At 44.0% G+C, this 15,032-nt stretch carries 15 protein-coding genes and 1 other RNA gene; 7 read left to right on the top strand and 9 right to left on the bottom strand.

The features are described from left to right. Nucleotides 1–280 precede the first annotated feature (280 nt). Complete coding sequence (locus tag AACU28_RS11000) at nt 281–487, top strand: DUF1107 domain-containing protein (RefSeq protein WP_004735370.1); 207 nt, start codon at nt 281–283, stop codon at nt 485–487. A gap of 148 nt (nt 488–635) precedes the next feature. On the opposite strand, the gene AACU28_RS10995 is transcribed toward AACU28_RS11000, so the two are convergent. The 3 genes from AACU28_RS10995 to AACU28_RS10985 are packed head-to-tail and all read right to left on the bottom strand — an operon-like array spanning nt 636 to nt 3,650. Beyond that, entirely contained in the window at nt 636–1,859 is a 1,224-nt protein-coding gene (locus tag AACU28_RS10995) for an FAD-dependent 2-octaprenylphenol hydroxylase (RefSeq protein WP_121602939.1), read from the bottom strand. A gap of 12 nt (nt 1,860–1,871) precedes the next feature. Further along, nucleotides 1,872–3,050, bottom strand: a complete 1,179-nt coding sequence (gene ubiH, locus AACU28_RS10990) for a 2-octaprenyl-6-methoxyphenyl hydroxylase (RefSeq protein WP_102441585.1) — start codon at nt 3,048–3,050, stop codon at nt 1,872–1,874. 24 nt (nt 3,051–3,074) lie between these two features. Continuing rightward, complete coding sequence (locus AACU28_RS10985; RefSeq protein WP_004735367.1) at nt 3,075–3,650, bottom strand: YecA/YgfB family protein; 576 nt, start codon at nt 3,648–3,650, stop codon at nt 3,075–3,077. A 307-nt stretch (nt 3,651–3,957) separates the two neighbouring features. Between AACU28_RS10985 and zapA the strand changes: the two genes are divergently transcribed. From zapA to serA, 5 genes are all read left to right on the top strand, one after another. Next, a complete protein-coding gene (gene zapA, locus AACU28_RS10980) occupies nt 3,958–4,266 on the top strand; it encodes a cell division protein ZapA (RefSeq protein WP_004735366.1) in 309 nt (102 codons plus the stop codon). Between the two features lie 11 nt (nt 4,267–4,277). Further along, nucleotides 4,278–4,460: non-coding RNA, 6S RNA (gene ssrS / locus AACU28_RS10975), on the top strand. Between the two features lie 6 nt (nt 4,461–4,466). Then, nucleotides 4,467–5,066, top strand: coding sequence for a 5-formyltetrahydrofolate cyclo-ligase (locus tag AACU28_RS10970; RefSeq protein ID WP_017087218.1), 600 nt, complete (start codon nt 4,467–4,469; stop codon nt 5,064–5,066). Between the two features lie 121 nt (nt 5,067–5,187). Then, nucleotides 5,188–5,844: a ribose-5-phosphate isomerase RpiA gene (gene rpiA / locus AACU28_RS10965; protein WP_017077789.1), complete on the top strand. Its 657-nt coding sequence runs from the start codon at nt 5,188–5,190 to the stop codon at nt 5,842–5,844. Nucleotides 5,845–6,104: 260 nt separating this feature from the next. Beyond that, nucleotides 6,105–7,334 (top strand): phosphoglycerate dehydrogenase, encoded by a 1,230-nt coding sequence (gene serA / locus AACU28_RS10960; RefSeq protein WP_017077788.1) that lies wholly within the window; start codon nt 6,105–6,107, stop codon nt 7,332–7,334. Nucleotides 7,335–7,453: 119 nt separating this feature from the next. On the opposite strand, the gene AACU28_RS10955 is transcribed toward serA, so the two are convergent. Continuing rightward, on the bottom strand, nt 7,454–8,167 hold the full coding sequence (locus AACU28_RS10955; protein WP_004735362.1) for an oxidative stress defense protein: 714 nt from the start codon (nt 8,165–8,167) through the stop codon (nt 7,454–7,456). A 110-nt stretch (nt 8,168–8,277) separates the two neighbouring features. Further along, nucleotides 8,278–9,174, bottom strand: a complete 897-nt coding sequence (locus tag AACU28_RS10950) for a LysR family transcriptional regulator ArgP (RefSeq protein WP_029222260.1) — start codon at nt 9,172–9,174, stop codon at nt 8,278–8,280. 142 nt (nt 9,175–9,316) lie between these two features. On the opposite strand from AACU28_RS10950, the gene AACU28_RS10945 reads away from it, so the two are divergent. Continuing rightward, nucleotides 9,317–9,946, top strand: a complete 630-nt coding sequence (locus AACU28_RS10945) for a LysE/ArgO family amino acid transporter (RefSeq protein WP_004735360.1) — start codon at nt 9,317–9,319, stop codon at nt 9,944–9,946. Between the two features lie 111 nt (nt 9,947–10,057). Here the strand turns inward: AACU28_RS10945 and mscS are convergent, their stop codons facing one another. From mscS to epd, 4 genes are all read right to left on the bottom strand, one after another. Then, nucleotides 10,058–10,924 (bottom strand): small-conductance mechanosensitive channel MscS, encoded by an 867-nt coding sequence (gene mscS / locus AACU28_RS10940; protein ID WP_029222261.1) that lies wholly within the window; start codon nt 10,922–10,924, stop codon nt 10,058–10,060. Between the two features lie 378 nt (nt 10,925–11,302). Continuing rightward, entirely contained in the window at nt 11,303–12,379 is a 1,077-nt protein-coding gene (fbaA, locus tag AACU28_RS10935; protein ID WP_004735492.1) for a class II fructose-bisphosphate aldolase, read from the bottom strand. 155 nt (nt 12,380–12,534) lie between these two features. Next, complete coding sequence (locus AACU28_RS10930) at nt 12,535–13,698, bottom strand: phosphoglycerate kinase (protein ID WP_004735491.1); 1,164 nt, start codon at nt 13,696–13,698, stop codon at nt 12,535–12,537. Nucleotides 13,699–13,864: 166 nt separating this feature from the next. Next, the gene (epd, locus tag AACU28_RS10925; protein ID WP_032545991.1) at nt 13,865–14,914 is read right to left on the bottom strand and encodes an erythrose-4-phosphate dehydrogenase; all 1,050 of its coding nucleotides are present in this window, start codon (nt 14,912–14,914) and stop codon (nt 13,865–13,867) included. Nucleotides 14,915–15,032 lie beyond the last annotated feature (118 nt).

Genomic DNA, 15,032 nt, shown 5'->3' with positions numbered 1-15,032 from the left:
TTACAATTTGATTACACAAACAAAAAAATCCCGCCTATTCTTATACTTGTAACATTATCACTGCTTAATACCGGACAGGAAAGTTCACAGCAGTTCACTACTCAGTATTATTTTGGGGAGGAGCTCACGTAAAAATAGATATTTACTGAAGAAAGTGCTTAGAACAGCACAAATATCTAATTCACGTCAACTCTACTGCATATTACTCCATGCTTATCACAATTATTATCTCGGAGTTTTTCTATAATATGCAGGCTAGGTAAATATAAGGATAATTAAAATGAGACTGTTTAAGCGCTATACACCGAGTATGATTGCTAAACATGTAAGTCGACTTTTCAAAGGACGAATCTACATTTACGGCGTAGGAAAATTTGAGTTTGATAACGGTAAACTCGTGCTGCCAGACCGAGCAGAAAGGCGTCACTTTCAAACGGTAAAAGAAATAAATAGTGAAATCATGAAACTGCGCTGCGCATACGCATGACCTGATTCTCTACAGAATTAAAAACAAAAAGGGTTGGCATAATGCCAACCCTTTTTTCGTGTTCAGATTGAGTCAATGGCAATCAGCTCCAGCTGCTGACCATCAACAACGCCTCACCCGTGCGCGACTATTGATTTGCGATTGTTGATTATTGGTGCGTAACTGGACGCTTGGCTAGATCAGGAAGATTGCCTGACAAACCCAGTGCTCGCTTCATGATTTCATCTTTCGCACCCGGTAATTGACCCGCGAGCTTCATACCGATACCACGAATCAGCTTCTTGGCTGGGTTATCGCCTTCAAACAGATCTTTAAAGCCCTGCATTGAAGCAATCATTTTCGCCGCCTCTGCTTTTCTCCAGCGCTCGTAGCCGCGAAGATTACGCTTGGTGCCAATGTCTTCACCCGCAGCCCATAGCTTTAACAACTCTTGCGCTAAGCTTGCTGCATCTAATAGGCCAAGGTTCACGCCCTGCCCTGCTAATGGGTGAATGGTATGAGCAGCATCACCAACCAAAGCCACACGCTCTACCGCAAAGTCACGCGCATAACGCATGCGCAGTGGGAAGGCAAAACGGTCACCAACCACTTCGCACAATCCAAGCTTCGAGTCGAACTCTGCCGTTAGCTGCTTATTAAAATCAGCATCCGACATGGATGCCAGCTTCTCGGCACGATTAGGCTCGGTAGACCAAACAATCGAGCTCATGTTGCTTGGTTGCATTGGTAGGAATGCCAATGGACCTTGAGGCGTGAATATTTGACGAGCAACGCTGTGGTGCGGCTCTGTGGTTTTAATGTTCGCGACAATCGCACTGTGTCCATAATCCCAATGTGTTAATGGGATATCTTGCTGCTTACGAACCCAAGAGTTTGCGCCGTCCGCTCCAACAACCAACTTAGCGGTCAGTGCTTGGCCATTATCTAGCGTTAGCCATGCTTCGCTTTCACCAATCGCCATCGTTTTGCACGTCGCGGGCATGTACAGGCTGACATTATCTTGCTTCTTCACCTGATCAAGCAGTGCGAGTTGAATCACACGGTTCTCAACAATATGACCGAGATTCGGCTGAGCCAAACGTGTCGAGTCAAATTCAATACGAGCAAAGCTATCTTGTTCCCACACCTCCATCGCTTGGTAAGGTGCAGCACGTCTTTGTTCAATGCCTTGCCATGCGCCTAGGTTACGAAGAATCACTTCACTAGAGCGGCTCAATGCCGACACACGCACATCAGGCAATTCGCTAAGCCCTTCACTGGGTGCCCTGCCTTCAATGACGGCAATTCTTAGGTCACTGTCTTTCAACGCAGCAGCAAGCGCTAGGCCAACCATGCCCCCACCAACAATCGCGATATCAACACTTTGCATCATTATTTTTCTACCTTATCTTTCTACTAGGCCAAGCGTATGACGCAAAAGTGGACCTTTAAGTGGTGGAAGGTTATCAATTACGGCTAACCCAAGATTACGCCCAATGCGAGCGGTCAAAAAATCGTTTGAGAATAAATGGACTAGGCTTGATGTCAGCGTAATCGTCGTGTCTCTATCTTGTTCTCTACGCTTTCTAAAGTTAACAAGACCAGTGTAACGCCCAACATCATCGAGTTGGGTACACAACTCTTCCGCCAAGGAAGCCACATCACGAATGCCAAGATTAAAACCTTGTCCTGCAATTGGGTGAAGCGTTTGAGCGGCATTACCAATAATCGCAAATCGATGAGAGATATTTTGCTGACGATGACGAAGAATCAGTGGGTAACTGGCACGCTTGCCTACCTTCTCGAGTCGGCCAAGTCGCCAACCAAAGTCATTCTGCAACTGCTCAAGAAATTCGTTGTCGTTTAGGGTCATCACTTTTTGCGCTTGCTCCGGTGACAAACACCAAACTAGCGACAAACGGTTGTCACTCATCGGTAATAAAGCGACTGGCCCATGATGAGTAAAACGCTCAAATGCTCGACCTTGATGAGGTTCGCTCGCCACGATATTGGCAATCACAGCAACTTGTTCAAAGTCATGCTCACTCAATGAGATATTGAGTTGTTGGCAACAGGTTGAGATAGCGCCATCGGCAGCAACCAATAACTTAGTTGTTACTGTTTGCCCATTTGTCAGTTCAATCGTCGTTTGCAACTCTTTACGTTCGACTTTACTAACAGACTCAGGGCAAAGCATCGTAATTGCAGCTTCGGACTCAAGCTTCTGCTGATAGATTCGACCCACATCCGCCAACTCCACCACGTAGCCAAGCGCATCAACAGCAAGCTCTTCACTGTAAATGTCCGTCATCCCGGCATGCCCTCTATCCGATACATGAATATCTTTAATCGGGGTTGCTACCGGAGCGATAGATTGCCACAAATGCAAAGAATCAAGGATCTGTACCGTGCCATAAGACAAAGCGATCGAACGAGAATCAAAACCAGGGTGAGCTTGATGATCAACCTGATAAGGCTCTACTACCGCGATCGACAGTGAACCTTGACTAAGGTGATTCAGAGCAAGAGCTAAGGTCGCCCCTGCCATTGCGCCACCAGCAATTACAACATCATACTGAGCCATTATAACCTCAAACCGACAAGCGGATTAATGAATGGTTGGAGCCGCATCTTCAGATGGGCGAGCACCGAATTCAGCATGAATCGTTAGTGCACACGCTTTTACGTGTTCAATAACGTGCTCTAGAAGCTGTGCTTGCTCTTCCATATCATCGTCTTCGTCAATGCCTAGCTTGGCCATCTCTTCAAGATCAGCCAAAGCTTCTTTGGTACCGTCAGACGCTTTATTCAATTGAGCGCCAACCAAGCCTAAACCAGAAATAAAGTGGTTAATCCAATCAGACACACCGTCCGCAAGATCAAACAGGCTTGCGCTTGCGTCTTCGTCCGGCAACAACATAGACAGCTCCATGCCTGAACCTGTGATTTCGCTGGTCGTTACTTTTAATGTCGCTTCCGCTAGCGTTAATGCGCGATCTGGCCAGCCCATACCTTCATTGGTGTAATCAAAGATCAGTGGTTGCCAGCTTTTATCTGCCAGGTTTAAGCCTCCGCTCAACATACCTGTTAATAAACCATGCATCTCAGCAGGGTTTACGGCTAGGCTTGCCGATTGAAGTTCAGTCGCAACCGTTAGGTAGTCAGGTAAAGTAGTTTCGCTCATCAGATAGCTCGCTCAGTTATTCTTTATATCGATAGTATAATCGTACCACTTCACCCCAATTCTGATAAGCATCGATCCTGAGCAATTGAAGGATGACTGACTACCAATTGTTCAATTTGCTGAATTACTGTGTGCTCAAGCTCTCATTTACAAACAGTCACTCTGAAAAGCTTGAATCTTAATAGCGGTTTACCTATAGTTTCTCCCTCAGAGGAGATTGCTTCCTCATCGGTACTTGCACTTTTTCTTTGTAAAAATATGATAAAGGGCAACAGCCTTAAATAGTGCGTTAAAGAGTTCATCCATCATGAGTAATCAAGCGGTAGACGTTGAAATATTAGGAAAACTGACTCGAGTGAATTGTCCCCCAGGGCAAGAAGAGTCATTGATTGCAGCGGCGGCCGATCTTGATAATCGATTGAAAGAGATGGCTGAACGTACTAAGGTAACCAATGAAGTGAAGCTGCTAACGATCGCAGCTCTGAACATTTGCTATGAATTACAAACCAAGAAGTTTGAAGCAAATGATGAACAAAACGCACTGACCGAGCGAATGGAACAGCTCACGACATCACTTTCAGATGTCCTCAGTAAAGTTAAGCACGGACAGCAATAGCGTACACAAAATTTACCCTGGAGTGTTTGTCAGAGGATTCACGTCCCCGAGCCGATAAGCAATCCCTAAGGGTTAGTACTTGAGTGCTATTGAGCATGCTCGGTCCGCCGAGAAGCCTACGGTAATCATTGCTGATCCGCCTTGAACTCGCTGGTTCAAGGGCCATCTATTCTCAACGGCACTTTGGGGTATCCCTTCTTATGAAGACGCTCACACGCAGCGAATTTCGCAAACAGATCCGTATCAAACGCAATGCCTTATCTGGCGACCAACAAACTCAATCCAGTATAGACTTAGTTAAGCAGTGCATGCAGCTTGATGAGATTCAGTCTGCACAACATATTGCCCTCTATATCTCTATCGATGGCGAACTCGATACCCAGCCTTTAATTGAATGGTTATGGGCGCAAGGCAAGCAAACTTATTTACCAGTATTACACCCCTTCTCTGCCGGACATCTGCTGTTTCTACATTACTCTCCAACCACACCCACTGTTTTGAATAAGTACGGCATTGTCGAACCTCAGCTCAATCAAATGCTGGTTAAACCTTGTCAGCAACTCGATCTCATTCTGACTCCCCTTGTGGGCTTTGACTCTCAAGGGCATCGCTTAGGCATGGGCGGCGGATATTACGATCGCACCTTGGCTCGATGGTTTGAGACTGGTGAAGGCGCAACGCCAATTGGTTTGGCTCATGATTGCCAGCATGTCGATACACTGCCAATTGAAGAATGGGACATTCCGTTACCTAAAATCGTGACTCCGAGTAAAACTTGGCAATGGGAAAACAGCCATTAAAGCGCTATAATCGCGCCGCAAACGTTAACCTCGATATCCAAACGTTAACCCAATATCCAAACGTTAACTTCAATACGCGAACGATTAATTCAAAGCGCAAGACCTTATTCAGGAGAATGGCATGACTCAAGATGAAATGAAAAAAGCAGCTGGCTGGGCAGCACTTCAATATGTTGAAGAAGGCAGCATTGTAGGTGTAGGTACTGGCTCTACAGTAAATCACTTCATCGACGCACTAGGCACAATGAAAGAAAAAATCAAAGGTGCGGTTTCAAGCTCTGTAGCCTCTACTGAAAAACTAGAAGCACTAGAAATCAAAGTATTTGAGTGTAATGACGTATTCAAGTTAGACATCTATGTTGATGGCGCAGATGAGATCAACGGCTCACGCGACATGATCAAAGGTGGCGGTGCAGCTTTGACTCGTGAAAAAATCGTAGCGGCTATCTCTGATAAGTTTATTTGCATTGTTGACGGTACTAAAGCGGTTGATGTGTTGGGTAAATTTCCACTGCCTGTTGAAGTTATCCCAATGGCACGTTCATATGTTGCACGTGAACTAGTAAAGCTTGGTGGTGACCCAGTTTACCGCGAAGGTTGCACAACCGATAATGGCAACATGATCCTAGATGTATACGGCATGGCGATCGAAAACCCGAAACAATTAGAAGATATCATCAACGGTATCGCTGGTGTGGTGACGGTTGGTCTATTTGCTCACCGTGGTGCTGATGTGGTTATCACAGGCACACCTGAAGGTGCAAAAATTGAAGAATAAATAATAGAAGATTGAGTTTTTCTGTTACTTCATTACATACGGTGCCCAAGGGCGCCGTTTTTTTGCTTTTCGCCTGTAAAATTATGTCTTATTCCGTAATTTTCTTACCCAAAACATTTTTTTTTTGTTACTTTATTGTTCAGAAGACGCACAGGGAAAACGTTTGTCTCCTGACAAAGTGGTGAATAAGTTCCTCTTTTAGCCGTTTTGTAGCACGTGCGCCGCATTTGCCCAACCTTTCCATTTTAAGGACGAGAACAATGGCCAAAGTTTCACTGGAAAAAGAAAAAATTAAAATTCTACTTCTAGAGGGTCTTCACCCTTCTTCTGTAGAAGTACTGCAAGCCGCTGGTTACACAAACATTGAATACCATAAAGGCTCCCTACCTGAAGATGAACTTCTTGAAGCAGTGAAAGATGCTCATTTCATTGGTATCCGTTCTCGCACCAACATCTCCCAAGAAGTTATTGATGCAGCTGAAAAGTTAGTTGCAGTCGGTTGTTTCTGTATTGGTACTAACCAAGTTAACCTTCAAGCGGCAGCAAAACGCGGTATCCCTGTTTTCAATGCACCGTTCTCAAACACTCGAAGCGTTGCTGAGCTGGTTCTTGGTCAAGTTCTATTGCTACTACGCGGTATCCCAGAGAAGAATGCTCTTGCTCACCGTGGTATCTGGAAAAAGAGTGCTGACAACTCTTACGAGGCTCGTGGTAAGCGTTTAGGTATTATTGGCTACGGTCACATTGGTACTCAGCTGGGTATTATTGCTGAAAACCTGGGTATGCGAGTTTACTTTTACGATATCGAAAACAAGCTGTCTTTGGGTAACGCAACTCAAGTTCACACTATGACTGACTTGCTGAACAAGTGTGACGTGATCTCTTTGCACGTACCTGAAACCAATGAAACGAAGAACATGATGGGTAAAGAAGAGTTCGAGCGCATGAAGCCTGGTTCTATCTTTATCAATGCAGCACGTGGCACGGTAGTCGATATCCCAGCTCTGTGCGGCGCCCTAGATTCTGGTCACCTTTCAGGTGCAGCAATCGATGTATTCCCAACGGAACCAAAAACCAATGCTGACCCATTTGAGTCACCATTGATGCAGTTCGATAACGTGATCCTAACGCCTCACGTGGGTGGTTCAACTCAGGAAGCACAAGAGAACATCGGTGTTGAAGTAGCAGGTAAGCTTGCAAAATACTCTGATAATGGCTCAACGCTATCAAGTGTTAACTTCCCTGAAGTATCATTACCACTGCATACGGGTGCTTCTCGCCTGCTGCACATTCACGAAAACCGCCCGGGTATCCTAACTCAAATTAACACCATCTTCGCAGAGGAAGGGATTAACATTGCAGGTCAGTACTTACAAACTGCAGCAGATATGGGTTATGTGGTTATCGACGTGGAAGCGAATCGTTCAGAAGAAGCTCTGCTTAAACTGAAAGAGATCGAAGGCACAATTCGTGCTCGTCTACTTCACTAATCATCGAATTAGATCATAAGTAAAAATAGAAAAGGCTCTCGTAATGAGAGCCTTTTTAGTATTTGGCCTACTGTAGGTAAATAGATCATGATGATCTAATCCCTCCTGAGGTATGTTCACTACTCTTCTAGTTGATAGATCACATTCACTCGATCACGAATGGTGATCGTCGAATCTTCATAAGAATTCGACTCGGTTCTCGCATCCATCGCCATTGAACGCATCAATACAGGCTGAGAAGATTGTGCGTTGTAATCTACGCGCCATACATCACCTAACTCGCGCTCAAAACCACTCGCCAATGATTTAGCTTTTGATGTCGCATCTTTAATGGCCTCCAAGCGCGCTTGCTCCTGATACTTAGCTTGGTCACGAACCTGAAGTTGGATATTATCGATCTGGTTAATACCCTGCCCAATGGCAATATCCATGTAGTCATTTAAGTTGGCTAGCTCATTCACTTGAACAGTCACATTACGTGATGCACGGTAACCAACCAGTTCAGGTTTACCATTTTTCGGGTAATGATATTGAGGAGATAAATACAGGTTAGAGCTGTGTACATTCGCCTCATCAACACCCGCTTGATGTAGCTTATTTAGAAAGCCAGTCACCACTTTATCAACTGTGTTTTTAGCCTGCTCAGCAGTCATCGTCGATTCCACGACTCTAACAGAAAATGTCGCCATATCTGGTGTCGCGATCACTTCACCATAGCCTGTCGTTGAAATATGCGGAAAAGATGGCGAGTCAGCCAATGATGGAAAACTCACAGCACTCAATGCTGCAGTAAGAGTAAGAGACGTTGCTAACATCTTTGGTACAAACTTCATTAGGTAGACCTATGCTGAACAAATGTTCTTTTATCATAGAGCAATTTGTCACATAACCAATCCCGCGACAGGACTTCTAACACAACTTTGACGCTGCAAAAACCAACAGCTTACTGAGGTAAGTGGTTGTGGGCATAATTTAATATCGCTTGAGAGATCTCTTTTAATACCCCGCTCTCTAATTGCCAATGGTGCCAATAGATTCGATAGGACAACAAAAAGCCGGGCGTAATATCAATCAAAGCACCAGACTCTAGCTCCTCGATAATCTGCAATCGAGGAATCAAACAATAGGCAACGCCCGACAATGCCAAGCGTACAAATGCTTCTGAGCTGCCGACAGTATGATTGATCACGCTATCTCTCGGGACGTTAAAATGATCATGCAAAAACTTCTTATGCAGATCATCGTATTGGTCGTACGAAACCGCTGGGGCTTTGGTTAGTGTTGAATAGTTCACTCCATCAGAGAAGTAACGTTGATGGAAGCTAGGGTTCGCCACACACACATAATCCATTCTTCCAAGATAGTCCGCACTGCAACCCGGAATAGGTTGAGGTTCGAGGCTGATTGCCCCAGCAACCTCACCACTTTTAATCTTCTCAATGGTTCTTGATTCACCATGAATCGCGAGGTTCAACTCAACTTGACGTGAATTCATCACATCAGATAACGCAGGAAGTAACCATGTCGCCAAGCTATCAGCATTGGTCGCAATAGACAGAGAAAGAGGCTGAGTTCCCTCTTCGTTCATCAACTCTGGGACAAGCTCGTGCTCTAACAAGCGAACACGACGATACAAACCCAACAGTTTTTTTCCTGCTGGTGTTGGCCTTGGTGGGCTCTCTCTTACCAGAGCAGGCTGTGCTAACCATTTTTCCAGTTGTTTGATGCGTTGAGACACCGCAGACTGGGAGATATATAACTGCTCGGCTGCCCTTTCAAAACTGCGTTGTTTCACCACAGCATCCAGTGCTTCTATCCATTTATAATCCAATCCACGCATCAACTTGCTTCCTTTTTGACCTGATTACCGCTCACATTAGCAACTCTAATAATAGATTAAAATCATTAATTATACTTATTTAAGGGGTCGGAGTATCTTCGCCATATAGCACGTAAATATCGTTAAATAAGTGGAGGTTGAAATGAATTTTTGGGTTTTATTACAAGGTTTTGGTCTAGGGGCGAGCATGATCATCCCTATTGGCGCTCAGAACGCGTACGTCTTAAATCAAGGGATTAAACGCAATCACCACCTAACCACAGCGACGATTTGTAGCCTACTCGATACCTTGTTCATTTCATTGGGTATCTTTGGTGGCGGAGCGATCCTGTCGCAAAATGAATTACTGCTCACCTCAGTGACACTGGGTGGTATCGCATTCCTAACCGTTTATGGTTTATTGTCATTGCGCAGTGCGTTCAGAACACGTACTAGTGATGAATCAAAGGGTGAGATACTGGCTCGTGGCAAGCGCACCGTTGTTTTAGGTGCATTGGCAGTAACCGTATTAAACCCGCATCTTTATTTAGATACTGTAGTGATTCTTGGATCCATAGGCGGGCAGTTTGAAGGCAACGATAGAATAGCTTTTGCTATGGGGACTATCTTAGCTTCATTCGTGTGGTTTTACTCTTTGTCATTAGGCGCTGCAAAGCTAGGCCCAACTCTATCGAAACCCAAAGTTAAGAAAGGCATCGATATCGCGGTAGCAACCATGATGTTCGCTATTGCCCTTGTGCTCGCCAATGGACTCATTGAGCAGTACGGCTAAATCCGTTCATATTGAGTCATCCACAAACTTAACTCATCAAAAAAAAGGCGGATAACCTAAGTTATCCGCCTTTCCTTATAAAAGCTTATAGCTAAAAAAACTAACTAGAGATTAAGCTTCTACTTTATTCATGTGTACATCCATTTGCGGGAATGGGATTTCGATACCTTCATTATCCAAGCCTTCTTTGATTGCTTGCATCAGGTCGAAGTAAACATTCCAGTATTCTGCAGTGCTAACCCATGGACGAACGACAAAGTTAACTGAAGAATCCGCTAGTGTGTGAACACCAACTTGAACGCCAGGCTCTTTCAGTACACGCTCATCAGATTCACAGATCTTAGTCAGTAGCGCTTTTGTTTTTTGAAGATCGGCATTGTAAGAAACACCAATCATTAGATCAATACGGCGCGTATCATGACGAGAGTAGTTAGTAATTGGGCTACCAATAACGCTGCCGTTAGGTACTACAACCATTTTGTTGTCTGGTGTTGTTAGAACGGTTTGGAAGATCTGAATTGAATCAACTGAACCCGCTACCCCACCAATTTCCACGTAGTCACCAGACTTGAATGGACGGAATGCCACGATAAGTACACCCGCAGCAAAGTTAGATAGTGAGCCTTGTAGTGCAAGACCAACAGCCAAACCAGCCGCACCAATAACAGCGACTACAGATGCAGTTTGAACGCCTAAACGACCAAGTGCAGCAATTAAAACAATAACAAATAACAAGTAACGAACTAAACCATGGACGAATTCCACAACTGCTCGGTCCATTTTCTTCTTCTGAAGAACCTTAGACACGCTATTCGCTACTGCTTTAACAATAAGATTACCAATAAATAGAATTATCAGTGCTGAGATAATGTTTACACCGTATTGAATAAACAGATCTGAGTTATTTGTTAACCACTGCTCTGCGTGAGACAAACCATCCACAATTGGAGTCTCAAGCGCTGTCGAACTATCAGCCATAATGTGCATCCTCTATATAATATGCTATGAGCTAAACTGCCTTAAGCCAAACCTACCCAACAACAAAATAAACCGTACAACTCATGTTAAGTCGTTGTGTTAAAAGTAAATTAAAGCCAAGTCCTTTTTTATAAACTGAACCAAGTTCAATTTTTCGGCACGATATCCTATCTTTGACAGATTGCAAAGTCATATTTATGTAAGCTTTTGAATTAATAAAACTTACCAATAAACACAAATACCGATAACTAAAAGACTACGAAATTTATTCACCGCACGCTAGGTTTTTCACATATTTAGTACAAGTTTTTATCAGACATAAAAAAACCCGCTCAATGAGCGGGTTTTTAAAACTTAAAGAGTACTTAATTCAAAGAATTACAGTACGTCTACAGCGTTAAGGTCAGCGAATGCTTTCTCAAGACGAGTAACCATTGAAGACTGACCAGCACGTAGCCATACGCGTGGATCGTAGAACTTCTTGTTTGGAGCAGCTTCGCCAGTTGGGTTACCGATTTGACCCTGTAGGAAATCACGGTTCTCAGCTTCGTAAGTACGAACGCCATCCCATGAAGCCCACTGAGTATCAGTATCGATGTTCATTTTGATAACGCCGTAACCGATAGACTCTTGGATTTCTGCTTCAGAAGAACCAGAACCACCGTGGAATACGAAGTTAAGAGCGTCAGCTGCAATGCCAAACTTCTCAGCACAGTATGCTTGAGAGTCACGCAGGATAGTTGGAGTAAGTACAACGTTACCAGCTTGGTAAACACCGTGTACGTTACCGAAAGAAGCTGCGATAGTGAAACGTGGGCTAACCGCGTTTAGTTTCTCGTATGCGTATGCAACATCTTCAGGAGAAGTGTAAAGCTCAGATGCGTCCATATCAGAATTATCAACGCCGTCTTCTTCACCACCAGTACAACCAAGTTCAATCTCGATTGTCATGTTTAGTTTAGCCATGCGAGCTAGGTAAGCTGCACATGTTTCGATGTTCTCTTCTAGAGACTCTTCAGAAAGATCTAGCATGTGAGAAGAGAATAGTGGCTTACCAGTTTGTGCGAAGAACTCTTCACCAGCGTCTAGTAGACCGTCGATCCATGGAAGAAGTTTCTTAGCAGCGTGGTCAGTATGAAGAATAACTGGAACACCGTAAGATTCTGCTACTGCGTGAACGTATTTTGCACCAGCTACAGCGCCAAGAATTTGTGCGCCTTGACCTTCAAGTTTAACGCCTTTACCAGCGAAGAAACCAGCACCGCCGTTAGAGAACTGAACAACAACTGGCGCTTTTGCTTTAGCAGCAGCTTCAAGAACAGCGTTGATAGTATCAGTGTTGATTACGTTTACTGCAGGAAGAGCAAATTTGTTTGCTTTTGCTACTTCAAATACTTTCTGTACGTCATCGCCAGAAATTACACCAGGTTTTACAAAATCGAAGATCTTAGACATGGAAATAGTCCTATTTATTCTATCGTTTTAAGATTAAAAAACTTAAGTTTAAAAATTTGCAATCGTTTGCTCACAACTTATGCCATTCTAGCAAAAAAGTGTGATATGCAGCAAACGTTAAAAGGCGAGATTCACATCTCGCCTTTCTAAATCAATTACGCTTTAGCACGCTCTTCAAGCATTGCTACTGCAGGAAGTACTTTACCTTCAACAAACTCAAGGAAAGCGCCGCCGCCAGTAGAGATGTAAGAAACATCTGCTTTGATACCGAACTTGTCGATAGCTGCTAGTGTGTCACCACCGCCTGCTACTGAGAAACCTTCAGAGTCAGCGATTGCTTTAGAAATACCCGCAGTACCCGCTTCGAAGTTTTTGAACTCGAATACGCCTACAGGGCCGTTCCAAAGAATCGTTTTTGCGTTGCCGATGATTTCAGCTAGAGCTGCAGTTGAATCTGGGCCAAGGTCGAAGATCATGTCGTCGTCTTGAACTTCAGAAACGTGCTTAATTTCAGCTTCTGCGTTTTCGTCGAATGCTTTAGCACATGCAACGTCAGTCGCTACTGGGATAGCACACTCTTTCATTAGCTTCTTAGCCGTTTCAACTAGGTCAGCTTCGTATAGAGACTTACCTACGTTGTGGCCTTCAGCAGCGATGAACGTGTTCGCGATACCACCACCAACAACAAGTTGGTCAGCGATTTTAGAAAGAGATTCTAGAACAGTTAGTTTAGTAGAAACTTTAGAACCACCAACGATAGCCACTAGTGGGCGAGCTGGATTGTCCATTGCTTTACCAAGAGCTTCAAGCTCAGCAGCTAGAAGAGGACCAGCACATGCTACAGGAGCGTAAGTACCAACGCCGTGTGTAGAAGCTTGAGCACGGTGAGCTGTACCGAATGCGTCCATCACGAAGATGTCACATAGTGCAGCGTACTGCTTAGAAAGTGCTTCTTCGTTCTTCTTCTCGCCTTTGTTAAAGCGAACGTTTTCAAGAACAGTTAGTTCACCAGCGTTTAGCTCAAGACCATTTACGTAATCTTTTGCTAGTTTAACGTCGCAGTCTAGTGCGTCGTTTAGGTAGTTAACTACAGGAGCTAGAGAGAACTCTTCGTTGTATTCGCCTTCAGTAGGACGACCAAGGTGAGAAGTAACCATAACTTTTGCGCCAGCTTCTAGGCAAAGTTTGATAGTTGGTAGAGATGCAAGGATACGTGCATCTGAAGTTACTTTACCGTCTTTTACTGGTACGTTTAGGTCAGCACGGATGAATACGCGTTTACCTGCAAGTTCCAGGTCAGTCATCTTGATCACAGACATGATTTGTCCTCTCAAATTTAAATAAAAATAAAGTTTTGGAAACTCAGCAACCCTGCTAAGCCTATAAATTATTCAACTGGTAATTCTTTAACTACTCATAATATGTGGACACTTAGTATTTATTTCAAGCTAAAAAATAAATAATCCACACATTTGCTTCTAGGTCTTACTTCTTGCCTTCAGAAGCTTGCATTGCAAGAACCGTATCCAGCATCCGGTTCGCAAAGCCCCATTCATTGTCACACCACACAAGCATTTTTACTAAGTGGCCGTTGCTCACTCGAGTTTGTGAACCATCAACAATTGCGCTATGGGGATCGTGATTAAAGTCGATGGAAACGAGCGGCGCTTCAGTATAGTCAACTATATTGTGTAATGTACACTGGGATGCATTAACAATGGTTTGATTTACGTCATTAACTTTCACATTTGCATTAATTGTGACACTTAAATCCATCGCAGTGACGTTTACCGTCGGCACACGCACAGATATAGCTTCAAATTTGTTAGAAAATTTCGGGAAGATTCTTTCAATACCTTTATGCAATTTGGTATCGACAGGAATGATGGATTGGCTTGCAGCTCGAGTACGACGCAAATCGCTGTGGTATGCATCAATAACTTGCTGATCATTCATTGAAGAGTGAATGGTCGTGATGGTACCAGACTCAATACCAAAGGCATCATCCAGCACCTTAATGATAGGGACAATACAGTTGGTGGTACATGAACCATTGGAAACGATTCGATGATCGGCTTCGATAGTCTCGTGATTCACACCATAGATAATGGTGTTATCAAGGTCATTAGCACCCGGATGCGAGAACAGCACCTTTTTCGCTCCAGCAGCGATGTGTGCTAAGCCGTCATCTCGGCAACCGTAAACACCGGTACAATCGAGAACAATATCGACTTCAAGGTCACGCCAAGGCAGCAGTTCAATATCAGCCAGGTGTAAGATACGAATGGTATCAAACTCTCCTTTATCTTCAGCACCAATGCCATGATGAACATAGATGTGCTCTTGATCGTTTGAGATTTTCTTGCCGAAGCGGCCGTGACTGGTGTCGTATTGCAATAGGTGAGCCATAGCGTCAGGCTGAGCAAGCTCATTGACCGCTACTACTTTGATTTGTTGGCTTTTGCCACTTTCATAGACAGCGCGCAATACATTGCGCCCTATTCGTCCAAATCCATTTATCGCGACTTTTAGCATAGTTCCGTACATCTAACCAAAATTTCGTGCAACAGATGATAACTGAATCCTACCTAAAAGGCATTACTTGAATAACTCAGCTTACTTATGACAGATTGATCTGTTGCTTGTAAGCCTT

Origin of the sequence: Vibrio sp. SBT000027 (assembly GCF_963894355.1) — a bacterium.
GTDB classification, from domain to species: domain Bacteria; phylum Pseudomonadota; class Gammaproteobacteria; order Enterobacterales; family Vibrionaceae; genus Vibrio; species Vibrio splendidus.
Note: the sequence above shows the minus strand (reverse complement) of the source record. Positions and strands in the feature narration are given on the sequence as shown.